The organism is Arthrobacter sp. 260 (genome assembly GCF_013116745.1).
Lineage (GTDB): Bacteria > Actinomycetota > Actinomycetes > Actinomycetales > Micrococcaceae > Arthrobacter_D.
On record NZ_JABFOE010000004.1, the window covers coordinates 108,061 to 120,637 of the forward strand.

The 12,577-nt window shown below is 66.0% G+C and carries 12 protein-coding genes; 8 read left to right on the forward strand and 4 right to left on the reverse strand.

Going from position 1 to position 12,577, the window contains the following annotated elements; translation table 11 throughout:
* Window positions 1-14: 14 nt before the first annotated feature.
* Window positions 15-2,195 carry a transketolase gene (gene tkt / locus HMI57_RS06470; RefSeq protein WP_171585124.1) on the reverse strand — a complete coding sequence of 727 codons (2,181 nt, stop codon included), beginning with the start codon at window positions 2,193-2,195 and terminating at the stop codon, window positions 15-17.
* A 366-nt stretch (window positions 2,196-2,561) separates the two neighbouring features.
* On the opposite strand from tkt, the gene HMI57_RS06475 reads away from it, so the two are divergent.
* Both HMI57_RS06475 and HMI57_RS06480 read left to right on the forward strand, forming a co-directional pair.
* Window positions 2,562-3,506: a heme o synthase gene (locus HMI57_RS06475; protein ID WP_171585125.1), complete on the forward strand. Its 945-nt coding sequence runs from the start codon at window positions 2,562-2,564 to the stop codon at window positions 3,504-3,506.
* Between the two features lie 63 nt (window positions 3,507-3,569).
* Window positions 3,570-4,475 carry a dihydrodipicolinate synthase family protein gene (locus tag HMI57_RS06480; protein ID WP_171585126.1) on the forward strand — a complete coding sequence of 302 codons (906 nt, stop codon included), beginning with the start codon at window positions 3,570-3,572 and terminating at the stop codon, window positions 4,473-4,475.
* Here the strand turns inward: HMI57_RS06480 and HMI57_RS06485 are convergent.
* The 3 genes from HMI57_RS06485 to HMI57_RS06495 are packed head-to-tail and all read right to left on the reverse strand — an operon-like array spanning window position 4,459 to window position 7,155.
* Window positions 4,459-5,460 carry a COX15/CtaA family protein gene (locus tag HMI57_RS06485; RefSeq protein WP_171585127.1) on the reverse strand — a complete coding sequence of 334 codons (1,002 nt, stop codon included), beginning with the start codon at window positions 5,458-5,460 and terminating at the stop codon, window positions 4,459-4,461. The genes HMI57_RS06480 and HMI57_RS06485 overlap by 17 nt on opposite strands.
* Before the next feature lie 4 nt (window positions 5,461-5,464).
* Window positions 5,465-6,208 carry an ABC transporter permease gene (locus tag HMI57_RS06490; RefSeq protein WP_171585128.1) on the reverse strand — a complete coding sequence of 248 codons (744 nt, stop codon included), beginning with the start codon at window positions 6,206-6,208 and terminating at the stop codon, window positions 5,465-5,467.
* Window positions 6,205-7,155 (reverse strand): ATP-binding cassette domain-containing protein, encoded by a 951-nt coding sequence (locus tag HMI57_RS06495; protein ID WP_171585129.1) that lies wholly within the window; start codon window positions 7,153-7,155, stop codon window positions 6,205-6,207. The genes HMI57_RS06490 and HMI57_RS06495 overlap by 4 nt, the downstream gene beginning before the upstream one ends.
* Before the next feature lie 168 nt (window positions 7,156-7,323).
* Here HMI57_RS06495 and HMI57_RS06500 point away from each other — a divergent pair, with 168 nt between their 5' ends.
* From HMI57_RS06500 to HMI57_RS06525, 6 genes are all read left to right on the forward strand, one after another.
* Entirely contained in the window at window positions 7,324-8,175 is an 852-nt protein-coding gene (locus HMI57_RS06500) for a helix-turn-helix domain-containing protein (RefSeq protein WP_171585130.1), read from the forward strand.
* A complete protein-coding gene (gene sufB / locus HMI57_RS06505; protein WP_171585131.1) occupies window positions 8,175-9,650 on the forward strand; it encodes a Fe-S cluster assembly protein SufB in 1,476 nt (491 codons plus the stop codon). Before HMI57_RS06500 ends, sufB begins: the two co-directional genes overlap by 1 nt.
* A 3-nt stretch (window positions 9,651-9,653) precedes the next feature.
* Window positions 9,654-10,919: a Fe-S cluster assembly protein SufD gene (gene sufD, locus HMI57_RS06510; protein WP_171585132.1), complete on the forward strand. Its 1,266-nt coding sequence runs from the start codon at window positions 9,654-9,656 to the stop codon at window positions 10,917-10,919.
* Complete coding sequence (locus tag HMI57_RS06515) at window positions 10,919-11,278, forward strand: non-heme iron oxygenase ferredoxin subunit (RefSeq protein ID WP_171585133.1); 360 nt, start codon at window positions 10,919-10,921, stop codon at window positions 11,276-11,278. The genes sufD and HMI57_RS06515 overlap by 1 nt, the downstream gene beginning before the upstream one ends.
* 91 nt (window positions 11,279-11,369) lie before the next feature.
* The gene (gene sufC / locus HMI57_RS06520) at window positions 11,370-12,158 is read left to right on the forward strand and encodes a Fe-S cluster assembly ATPase SufC (protein ID WP_171585134.1); all 789 of its coding nucleotides are present in this window, start codon (window positions 11,370-11,372) and stop codon (window positions 12,156-12,158) included.
* 46 nt (window positions 12,159-12,204) lie between these two features.
* A complete protein-coding gene (locus HMI57_RS06525) occupies window positions 12,205-12,534 on the forward strand; it encodes a metal-sulfur cluster assembly factor (protein ID WP_171585135.1) in 330 nt (109 codons plus the stop codon).
* Window positions 12,535-12,577 lie beyond the last annotated feature (43 nt).

Here is a 12,577-nt window from a genome sequence, read left to right on the forward strand (position 1 = left end):
TGAATTGTCGACTGTTACTGCTGGTCGCCGGTTTCGGATGACATGGGGCCGGACCAGGCCGGCGTGCCGTTCGGCGCCCGGTGGTTCCCTGCGGCGGCGATGGAGTCGCGGGCGGCCTGGGTCACGGCGTCGGCGGTGATGCCGAACTCGTTGAACAGGCGCTTGTAGTCGGCTGACGCACCGAAGTGCTCCAGCGAGACCGACCGGCCGGCATCGCCGATGAGTTCACGCCAGCCCAGGGCCACGCCGGCCTCGACCGACACCCGTGCCAGGACGTTGCCGGGCAGTACCGACTCGCGGTACGCCTCGTCCTGCCGGTTGAACCACTCGAGGCTCGGCATCGACACCACGCGGGCCGCGATGCCTTCGGCCTGAAGCGTTGCGCGCGCCTCAACAGCCAGCTGGACCTCCGACCCGGTGCCGATCAGGATGACCTCGGGGGTACCCCCCGCTGCTTCGGCCAGGATGTACGCGCCCCGGGCAGCGCCCTCGGCGGAACCGAAGGTGTCGCCGTCGGCTGCGCCCTCGCCCCGCTCGTACGTCGGGATGTTCTGCCGGGTCAGCACAATACCGGCCGGGTTTTCGGTATTCTCCAGGATGGTGCGCCACGCGACGGCAACCTCGTTGGCGTCACCCGGGCGGACGACGTCGAGACCCGGGATCGCCCGGAGTGCCGCGAGCTGTTCCACGGGCTGGTGGGTGGGGCCGTCCTCGCCCAGGCCGATCGAATCGTGGGTCCACACGTAGATGGATGGAACGCCCATCAGCGCGCCCAACCGGACGGCGGGTCGCTGGTAGTCGCTGAAGATGAGGAAGGTGCCGGAGAAGGCGCGGGTGCTGCTGTGCATGACAATGCCGTTGACGATCGCGGCTGCCGCGTGCTCCCGGATGCCGAAGTGCAGCACCCGGCCGTACGGGTTGCCCTGCCAGGCGTCTGTCTGCTTGCCGACGGGGACGAACGACGGCGATCCCTCGATAGTGGTGTTGTTCGATTCCGCGAGGTCAGCTGAGCCGCCCCACAGTTCGGGAAGGACCGGGCCGATTGCCGAGAGCACCTTGCCCGACGCCGCACGTGTTGACATGTCTTTGCCGGCCTCGAAGGTGGGGAGGGCATCGTCCCAGTTATCGGGAAGCTTGCGGGAAGCGATCCGGTCCAGGAGCTTCGCGTTGTCCGGGTTGGCCTGCTGCCAGGCGGTGAACGACTGCTCCCACTCGGTCCGCAGCGCCTTGCCGCGGTCTCCGACCTGCCGTGCATGATCCAGCACCTCCGCGGCCACGTCGAAGTGCTTGGCCGGGTCGAGGCCGAGCGTCTCCTTCAGGGCTGCCACCTCATCGGCGCCGAGAGCGGAGCCGTGGATCTTGCCGGTGTTCTGCTTGGTGGGGGCGGGCCAGCCGATGATGGTGCGCAGGGACACGATCGACGGCTTCGAGGTCTCTGCCCGTGCAGCCGTGAGGGCCCTGTGGAGCTCTTCGATGTCTTCGACGTACTCGCCGGTCTTGGTCCAGTCGACGCGCTGGACGTGCCAGCCGTACGCCTCGTACCGGCCCAGCACGTTCTCGGTGAACGCGATGTCGGTGTCGTCCTCAATCGAGATGTGGTTCTCGTCATAGAGCACCACCAGGTTACCGAGTTCCTGGTGCCCGGCGAGGGAGGAGGCTTCGGCAGTGACACCCTCCTGCAGGTCGCCGTCGGAAGCGATGACCCAGATGGTGTGGTCGAACGGGCTCTCGCCCACTGCGGCGTCGGGGTCCATCATGCCGCGCATGCGGCGCTGGGCGTAGGCGAAGCCCACCGCTGAGGCCAGGCCCTGGCCGAGTGGCCCGGTGGTGATCTCAACGCCGGGCGTGTGCCGGTACTCCGGGTGGCCCGGGGTCTTGGAGCCCCAGGTGCGCAGGGACTGCAGGTCCTCAAGCTCCAGGCCGTAGCCGGAGAGGAAGAGCTGGATGTAGAGGGTGAGCGAGGTGTGGCCGGGGGAGAGGACGAAACGGTCCCTGCCGGTCCATTCGGGCTGCGAAGGGTCGTGCCTGATCAGCTTCTGGAAGAGCAGGTAGGCGGCGGGCGCCAGGCTCATCGCCGTGCCGGGGTGGCCGTTTCCCACCTTCTCCACCGCGTCGGCTGCCAGTACCCGCACGGCATCCACCGCACGGTTGTCCAGGTCAGTCCAGGTCAGTTCTTGCGTATCAAGCTGCGGCACGAAACCTCAGCCCCTCTCTGTGCTCCACGGCCAGCACCACGGCGCCTCAAGTGGGACTGGCGATTGCCGTCCTCTAGCACCGGACCAGCTGGCCGTTCACCGTTGAAAATCTGCATTGTCTGAAAATCTGCATGTCGCTGCCCACGCTCCGCTCAACCGGCAAAATACACCAGCTGAAACGGCCCGGGCGTTACCATCAACCCTATCGCTTTGGGCTGCCAATCAAATTCATTGTCCACATAGTGACGCAGGGAGTCACGCGCCGTCGACCTGGGCCGATACTTCTACACGCTGTAAAATCTGGGATCGGCGGGGCAGTATGATGAGAGAGGACTTTCCCCCCAGCAGAAACGGCAGTGTTACCTCGTGAAGACCGAGCAGGATCCGCGCCTTGCCAGTACAACGGGCAGCAGTACGGGTTTCAAACGCAAGGCGAAGGCCTATCTCGCTCTGACCAAACCGCGGGTCATTGAGCTGCTGCTGGTCACCACGCTCCCGACCATGATCTTCGCCCAGGGCGGCCTGCCCGGTCTCTGGCTGATCATCTCCACCATGGTGGGCGGGGCCCTGGCGGCAGGCAGCGCCGGCTCGTTCAACTGCTACATCGACCGCGACATCGACAAGGTGATGCACCGCACCGAGAAGCGCCCGCTCGTCACCGGAGAGGTGTCCCCACGGGAGGCGCTGATCTTCTCCTGGGTCCTCGGCATAGCCGCCATCACCGTGCTGTGGTTCGGCGCGAACCCGCTGGCGGCCGCGCTGGGCGTCGCGGCGATCTTCTTCTACGTGGTCGTGTACTCGCTGATCCTCAAGCGCCGCACCTCGCAGAACATCGTGTGGGGCGGCGCCGCGGGCTGCATGCCGGTGCTGATCGCCTGGGCCGCGGTGACCAACACCGTTGAGTGGCCCGCCGTCGTCCTCTTCCTCATCATCTTCCTGTGGACGCCGCCGCACTACTGGCCGCTGTCCATGAAATACAGCGACGACTACAACGCGGCAAAGGTGCCCATGCTGGGAGCCATCGCCGGGGCCCGCGTGGTCTCCGTCCAGGTGGTCCTGTACGCCTACGCCACCGTTGCCTGCTCCCTGCTGCTGATCCCCGTGGGCGGTGCCGGCTGGGTGTTCACCGTGGCCGCCATCGCCTCCGGAATCTGGTTCCTGTCGGAAACGCACAAGCTCCACGCCTCGGCCGTCCGCGGGACCGTCACCGACAAGGGCTCGATGAAGGTCTTCCACGGCTCCATCAGCTACCTCACCGTGGTGTTCCTGGCACTGGCCATCGACCCCTTCATCGGCGGCCCGGTCTTCTAACGCTGCCGCCCGTCATCTTCTAACGCTGCCGCCCGTCAAGGGCAATACAGCTAGCATGAGCACATGGTGTTCAACGGTCTTATCGCGTATCCGGTCACTCCCTTCCACGAGAACGGTGACGTCAACTTCCCCGAGCTGTCCTCGCTGGTGACGTCCCTGGCGTCCTCGGGAGTTGATGCGATAGCGGTGCTGGGGTCATCAGGCAGTTTCGCCTACCTGAACGCCGGGGAACGGTCCCGGGTTGCGGCGACCGCCGTCGACGCCGTCAGCGCATCCGACGCTGACGTCCCGGTGGTCGTGGGGATCAGTTCGGTGGGCACCCGGGAGGTGCTGGATGCCGCCCGCGACGCGGAGCGCGTCGGCGCCTCGGGGGTGGTGCTGTCACCGGTCTCCTACGTGCCGCTGAACAATGACGAGGTAGCAGCGCAGACCGCAGCCGTCTGCGATGTGACCGACCTGCCGATCTGCCTGTACAACAACCCGGGTACCACCCAGTTCCACTACGACCTGGAGTTGGTGGCCGAACTCCTTGACCTGCCCAACGTCGTCGCCTTCAAGGACACCGCCGCCGACGTCGTCACCTTCAGGCAGCGCTACGACCGGTTGCGGTCCCTGACCGGCCAGCCGGTGAGTCACGGGCTCAGCGGGGACCTGCTGATTGCGTCGGGCGACGTCGCGGCCGACGCCTGGCACACCGGACCGGCCGCACTGCTCCCCGTCGCCTACACCGAGTTCCGCGCGGCTGTCCTCAGCGGTGATACCGCCCGCATCGACGAGTCGCGGAAACTTCTGCTCCCCGTGGTCCAGGCGGTCCTGCGGTTGCGGAAACTGAGCGGGCTCCACTCGCTGGCGAAGGCGTGCGGCGTGAACGCCGGCGAACCCCGGCTACCCGTCCTGCCTGTCCCGGGCAGCGAGCAGCGCGACCTTGCCCGCCTGGTCGACGCGCTGGAGGTTACCGGGCGTCTCTGAGGTCCGCGGGCTGGGCTTCGACGCGAGGGGTGCCCAAGTCCAGAGTGGCGTGCTCCTGGCGGCTCACCGCGAGGTACAGGCTGTTCGCCATCGCGGCTGTCAGGACCGAGGCCCCCAGCATGTGCAGGGCCACCAGGGCTACTGGGAGGTGCAGGAAATGCTGCAGGTAGCCGACGGCGCCCTGCGCCAGCACCACGGCGGCGAGGAGTACCACCGATTTCCTCAGCCGCGGTGCTGTGGACTCGCGGTAGACCAGCACCAGCGCGACGGCGACCGTCAGCACCAGCAGGTAGACCGGCGCCGCGTGGATGCGGGTCATCAGGTCCGGGTCAAGGTTGTTCCGGGCGGCGCCGGCGTCGCCCGCGTGGGGTCCGGAACCGGTGACGATGACCCCGAGGAAGACGGTGACAGCGGTGAGCACCGCTGCGGCGCTCAGGATCTGGCGCAGCAGCCGCGACCCGAGCGGAGCGGCCGATCTTGCCGCCTGCGCGGTGCTGAGCCGGACCCGGTTGACCAGCACCGTTGCCAGCACGATCAGGACCATCGAGACGATGAAGTGCCAGCCCACCACCCAGGGGTTGAGCTGGGTCAGGACGGTGATACCGCCGAGGATGGCCTGGGCCGGGATGCCTGCGGCCAGGGCGATCGCCAGCCGGAACAGGTCCTTGCGTTCCTTGCGGAGGTTCCAGAGTGAGACCACCATGGCAATGGCGATGGCCGTCAGGACGAAAGTGAGCAGCCGGTTCCCGAACTCGATCACTCCGTGGATCCCCATTTCCGGGGTATTCACTATCGAGGTGGCCGTGCACCGGGGCCATTCGGGGCACCCCAGGCCCGAGGCAGTGAGCCGGACGGCGCCCCCGGTGACCACAATCAGGATCTGGGAGATCAGCGACGCCAGGGCCAGCCGACGGACGAGCCGGGAGGTGGTGCGGGGGAGCTTTGCCGTGACGCGGCTCCAGCCGGTGGGTGCGGGGTGTGTCATGAAACTAACTCCATTTGAACCAGCGGATTGCGGCAAGGCTGGACAGGACTGCCCAGGCCGCGAGAATGAGCAGGGCGGGGAGGTTGAACGCCCCGTCGATGAGCGCCGAGCGTAGTCCGTCGCCAAGTGCCGCTGACGGCAGGATATCGACAAACGGTCGGATCGCGTCGGGCAGCAGGGTCCCCGGCAGGACGATGCCGCCGCCGACCGCCAGCAGGATCCACAGCAGGTTGGTCACCGCCAGGGTGGCCTCGGGGCGGAGCGTCCCAGCCACCAGGAGGCCCAGGGCCGTGAACGCGGCAGCGCCCAGGATCAGCTGCACCAGCCCGATGAGCAGGCCGGTGGGGTCGGGCCGCCACCCCAGGAGTGCCGCGGCCGTGCCGATCACCACCAGTTGCACCGCCAGCACCACGACGACGCCGAGCGCCTTGCCCAGGATCAACCCAGGTTTGCCCAGGGGAGTGGTCGAGAGGAACCGCAACACCCCGTACCGCCGGTCGAACCCGGTGGCGATGCCCTGTCCGGTGAACGCTGTTGACATGGCGCACAGCGCGATGATGCCCGGTGTTGCGGCGTCGATCCGGCTCGATGCCATCCCGTCGAGGAACGGGGTGAGGACCAGGACCACGAGCCCCAGCAGCGGCAGGGCAATGGCGAGGACCAGCTGCTCGCCATTGCGGAGCATCGCCAGTGCCTCATAGCGGCCCTGCAGGAGGATTCGTTTGGTCAGCGGAGCGGCGGTACTCATCGGATGTCCCGTCCGGAAATGTCGAGGAAGACGTCTTCCAGGGAGCGTGGCTCCATGGTGATGGCAACCGGCAGGATTCCGGCCTCTTCCCACCACCGCGCCAGCGACGTCAGATCGGCAGGGGTGAAGCAGCCGGCCACCGAGTATCGTCCCGGCTCGGTTTCCCGCAGGGTGAGGGCAGGAAAGGCTGCTGCCGGGAGGTCCAGGTTGGGGGCGGCCTGGAACCGCAGGTCACGGTAGGTATCGCCGGCGTCGTCGGCGGTCAGGTCGGCGACGGTGCCGTGGGTGACCGTCCGGCCGCCGTCGAGAATGTAGACGTAGTCGGCGAGCTTCTGGGCGTCGTCGAGCAGGTGGGTGGTGAGGATGATCGCCAGCCCCTCGGCGCGGAGTTCGCGGATCAGGTCGAAGACGATGGTGCGTGACTGTGGGTCCAGGCCGGCGCTTGGCTCATCAAGGAAAAGGACTTCGGGGTTGCCGATCAGCGCGCAGGCCAGAGCGAGGCGCTGCTTCTGGCCGCCGGACAGCCGCCGGATGCCGGTACCGGCGTAGGAGTTGATGCCCAGCCGGTCGGCCAGTTCGGCGACGGGCCGCGGGGAGCCGTACATGGCCGCGACGTGGTGCAGCAAAGCCAGCGGCCGCGCCGACGGCGGCAGCCCGCCTTCCTGCAGCATGACTCCCACCCTGCTGCGCAGTGCCGCCCCGGCGTTGAACGGGTCTTCTCCCAGCAATCTGACGGACCCACCGTTGGGGCGCTGCAGACCCTGAGCGCATTCAAGGGTGGTGGTCTTGCCGGCACCGTTAGCGCCCAGCAGGACCGTCACCTGTCCGGGGTAGGCTCGAAGGTGGACGCCGTCGAGCACCCTGACCATCTTGCCGTCGAGCGAGGAAACGGGTCCAAAGTCCTTGACGAGCGCTGTGACTTCAAGCGCGGGAGACGGGTTTGGCACTCGATTATTCTACGCCATGTAGTACAGGTGCCCTCCCTGGCGATGGTGCGCTGGATAGCCTCACCTTACTGGCACCAAGGAACAGATTAGGACATGATTGTGTTGTCTATTCAATGGACGTGAAAACTCTGTGACCGGCACCGGAGCGCAGATATCGGAGGAGGCGGAATGAGCCAGGCACGCCTGGGCAGCACCTTCCCAGCTACTCCACGCCCGGCCGACGACGTCGCGCACACCCCGTCCCTTCCCACCGCGCCGCGGGCCTCCCGGGCACCGGCTCGGTCCGACGCCGAGGACCGGACCCGCAGCAAGGTCCTGGCAGCGGTCCTGGAACACGGCCCCGTCAGCGCCGCCGAACTCGGCGAACGCCTCGGCTTCACCCCCGCAGCAGTTCGGCGCCATCTGGACGCGCTGTCCCGCAAGCAGCTCATCGAGGTGAAACTCGTCGGGAACCCGTCTTCCGGTGCTGGCCGACCCGCCCGGCGCTACGTCCTGAGCCAGCGCGGACAGACCGAACTCGGCACCGATTACCTCTCCATCGCCAAGGCGGCACTCGCCCAGTTGCAGGAGATGGCGGGCCCCGACGCCGTCGAGCAGTTCGCCCGCACCCGGTTCGCCGAAATGGAAACCCGCTACCGTCCCCTGGTGGAAGCCGCCGGCCCGGACCTCGAAGACCGCGCCCGCGCCCTGGCCGGCGCCTTGACCACCGACGGCTTTGTGGGATCCACCACAGTTGTTGGCCGGAATGCCCCCAACACTGCCATGCTGGCAGTCCAGCTCTGCCAGGGGCACTGTCCCGTCCAGGAGCTGGCCGCCGAGTTCCCCTCGTTCTGCGACCAGGAGACCGAAGTGTTCTCCCGGCTGCTTGGCGTCGACGTGCGGCGGCTGTCGACGCTCGCCCGCGGCGGCCACGTCTGCACCACCCATATTCCCGTGGGCCGGGTTACACCGGCCCCCGCCGGAGCTGACACCTCCGAGCTAGAACCGACCGTATCCACCCATCAGCAAGAAAGGCCGTGATGACGGATCAAGTAGACCAGAAGACAATGGCTGAGGCAGCCGTTCCGGAAGCAGTAATCAGCGACATCCTGGAGCGCAACCCCGAGCTCGAAGGCATCGGTAACTATGCCTTCGGTTGGTCCGACAAGAACGACGTCGGCGCCAACGCCAAGCGTGGACTCAGCGAAGAGGTGGTCCGCGACATCTCGGCCAAGAAGGACGAGCCCGAGTGGATGCTCGACCTGCGCCTGAAGGGCCTGAAGTACTTCGATCGGAAGCCCATGCCCGCATGGGGTGCCGACCTGTCGGGCATCGACTTCGACAACATCAAGTACTTCGTGCGTTCCACGGAGAAGCAGGCCGGCAGCTGGGAGGAACTCCCGGAGGACATCAAGAACACCTACGAGAAGCTCGGCATCCCCGAGGCCGAGCGTAACCGTCTGGTCTCCGGCGTGGCAGCCCAGTACGAGTCCGAGGTGGTCTACCACCAGATCAACGAGGAACTCGAACGCCAGGGTGTCATCTTCATGGACACCGACACCGCGCTGAAGGAACACCCCGAGTTCTTCGAGGAGTACTTCGGTTCCATCATCCCGGTGGGCGACAACAAGTTCGCCTCACTGAACACGGCGGTCTGGTCCGGCGGCTCGTTCGTCTACGTGCCTCCCGGCGTTCACGTCGAGATCCCGCTGCAGGCCTACTTCCGAATCAACACCGAGAACATGGGCCAGTTTGAGCGCACCCTCATCATCGCTGACGAGGGCTCCTACGTGCACTACATCGAGGGCTGCACCGCCCCGATCTACACGTCGGACTCCCTGCACTCGGCCGTCGTCGAGATCGTGGTGAAGAAGGACGCCCGCGTCCGTTACACCACCATCCAGAACTGGTCGAACAACGTGTACAACCTGGTCACCAAGCGGGCCATCGCCCACGAGGGCGCCACCATGGAGTGGGTCGACGGCAACATCGGCTCGAAGGTCACCATGAAGTACCCGGCCGTCTACCTGGTCGGCGAGCATGCCAAGGGTGAGACCCTGTCGATCGCGTTCGCCGGCGAGGGCCAGCACCAGGACACCGGGTCGAAGATGGTACACATCGCGCCAAACACCAAGTCATCGATCATTTCCAAGTCGGTGGCCCGGGGCGGTGGGCGAGCCGCCTACCGCGGCCTGGTCCAGGTTCGCGAGGGCGCCAAGCACTCGGCGAACACCGTGCGCTGTGACGCACTGCTGGTCGACACGATCTCGCGGTCCGACACGTACCCGTACGTGGATATCCGTGAGGACGACGTCACCATGGGCCACGAGGCAACCGTCTCGCGGGTCAGCGAAGAACAGCTGTTCTACCTGATGTCCCGCGGCATGCCCGAGGACGAAGCCATGGCAATGATCGTGCGCGGGTTCATCGAGCCGATCGCCCGTGAGCTCCCCATGGAGTACGCACTCGAACTGAACCGCCTGATCGAACTCCAGATGGAAGGGGCCGTGGGCTAACACATGGCTGAAGCTACCCAGCTGGACGCACCAGCGTCCGCAGAAAAAATTGCCATCGACGGTTTCACCGAGGAGGGGGAGAACCTTTCCCCCTTCAATGAGGGAACTGTCCAGCACGGCGCCAAGAAGCACAGCCACGGCGACGCTCCGGTCATCCCGGAAGCCTCCCGCGGGGAACGGCTGAAGTCCTACAAGCTCGCCGACTTCGCGCCGCTGAACGGCCGCGAAGAGGACTGGCGGTTCACACCGCTGAAGCGTCTGCGCGGTCTGCACAACCAGCCGCTGACCGGCACGGGTCCCACTGTCGAGGTGACCGGTGCGACGAACGTCCTGGTCGAGACGGTGGGCCGTGACGACTCACGGATCGGCTCCGCTTCAGTTCCCGATGACCGGGTCTCGGCTGCGGCCTGGGAAGCGTTCACCGAGGCGACAGTGGTGACCATTCCGGTGGAAACCGTCGCCGACGGTGACGTGCAGATCTCGATCAATGGTGTCGACGAGGCTCCTGCCGCGCAGCACCTGATCATCACCGCCGAACGTTTCTCGAAGGCGGTGGTGGTCCTGGACCACCATGGGAAGACCACTCTCGCGCAGAACGTCGAGATCGTCGTCGGCGACGGTGCCGAGCTCACTGTTGTCAGTGTGCAGGAATGGGACGACGACGCCGTCCACACCTCCACCCAGCAGGCCAAGATCGGGCGGAACGCGAAGTTCAAGCACGTGGTCGTCAGCCTCGGCGGCGACCTGGTGCGCATGACGCCGTCGTCGCTGTTCACCGGCCCCGGCTCAGAGGTGGAGATGTACGGACTGTACTTCGCCGACGCCGGCCAGCACCTGGAGCAGCGGTTGCTCGTTGACCACGCCGTCCCCAACTGCAAGTCCCGTGTCACGTACAAGGGTGCACTGCAGGGCCAGGATGCCCACACCGTCTGGGTCGGCGACGTGCTGATCCGTAAGGCGGCCGAGGGAACCGACACGTACGAGACGAACCGTAACCTCCTGCTGACCGACGGTACCCGTTCGGACTCGGTCCCCAACCTGGAGATCGAAACCGGACTGATCGAGGGTGCCGGCCACGCCAGCGCCACCGGCCGGTTCGACGACGAGCACCTGTTCTACCTGATGGCACGCGGCATCGACGAGAAGACCGCCCGCCGTCTGGTGGTCCGCGGTTTCCTCAACGAAGTCATCCAGCAGATCAAGGTGCCAGCGCTCGAGGAACGGCTCACCGACGCCGTCGAACGGGAACTTGCGGCAGGAAACATCTAATGACCGACGCACCGAAGGGCGAGCTGGTCTGCAATGTCAACGACATTGAAGTCCGGCAGGCCCTGCGCATCCTGATCGACGACTACCCGGTGGCAGTGGTGAAAGACTCCGAGGGCGCGATCCACGCCTTGGGAGACACCTGCTCCCACGCCGACATTTCTCTCTCCGAGGGCGACGTCGAGGGTTGTGTTATCGAGTGCTGGGGCCACGGGTCGCAGTTCGACCTGCGCAGCGGCGCCCCACTGCAGCTGCCAGCCTACGAACCCGTCCCGGTGTTTGCCCTGGAAATCCACGGCGACGAGGTCTACGTGGACATCACCACCGTCACCAACGGTGCCGCTGTCCCCGACCTCGGTTAGCCACCCCCACACTTTTCGATCGCCCCGGCGGTGATCGAACCCGAACCCACATTGCACTCCCTGCCACGCAGGGCGCGAAGGAGAACCACAGATGTCCACCCTTGAAATCAAGGACCTCCACGTCAGCATCGAGACGGAGCAGGGGGCCCGGAAGCAGATCCTCAAAGGCGTCAGCCTGACCATCAACACCGGTGAGTCACACGCCATCATGGGCCCCAACGGCTCCGGCAAGTCGACCCTCGCCTCCACGATCGCCGGCCACCCCCGGTACCTTGTGGACAGCGGATCCATCACCCTCGACGGTGAGGATGTCCTCGACATGAGCGTTGACGAGCGGGCCCGCGCCGGACTGTTCCTGGCCATGCAGTACCCCGTCGAGGTGCCCGGCGTGACCATGACCAACTTCCTGCGCACCGCGAAGACCGCGCTGGACGGCAAGGCCCCGAGCCTGCGCCACTGGACCAAGGACGTCAAGGAAGCGATGTCGCAGCTGCGCATCGATGCCGACTTCGCCCAGCGCAACGTCAACGAGGGCTTCTCCGGCGGCGAGAAGAAGCGCGTCGAGATCCTCCAGCTTGAGCTCTTCAAACCCCGCTTCGCCATCCTCGACGAGACCGACTCCGGCCTCGACGTCGACGCGCTCAAGGTAGTCTCCGAGGGCGTCAACCGCGAGCACTCCAAGGGCGGAATGGGTACCCTGTTGATTACCCACTACACACGGATCCTGCGCTACATCAAGCCTGACTTCGTGCACGTGTTCGTTGACGGCAGGATCGCCGAGCAGGGTGGCCCGGAGCTGGCTGACCGCCTCGAAGCGGAAGGCTACGACCGCTTTGGAACCCCTGCCGCGGCTTCCGTCGACGCACCGGCCGGCGCCTAAGTTCGTTGGTATTGAGCTCGGTAACGTTTCGAGAAGGTAGACAACAATGAGTGAAGTGAACGCGGGACAGACCGCGATAGACGACGTCGAGGAAGCCCTCAAGGACGTGATTGACCCCGAGCTGGGTGTCAACATCGTCGACCTGGGGCTTCTGTACGGCCTGAAATACGCCGACGACGGCGCCCTCCTGATCGACATGACGCTCACGACGGCGGCCTGCCCGCTGACGGACGTCATCGAGGAGCAGGTGGGACAGTCTCTCGACGGCATCGTCGATGACTGGCGCCTGAACTGGGTGTGGATGCCGCCATGGGGTCCCGAAAAGATCACCGAAGACGGTCGCGACCAGATGCGGGCCCTCGGGTTCAACATCTAGGCTCCGGACCGTACCGACAAGGGCGCTGCACCACTGGTGTAGC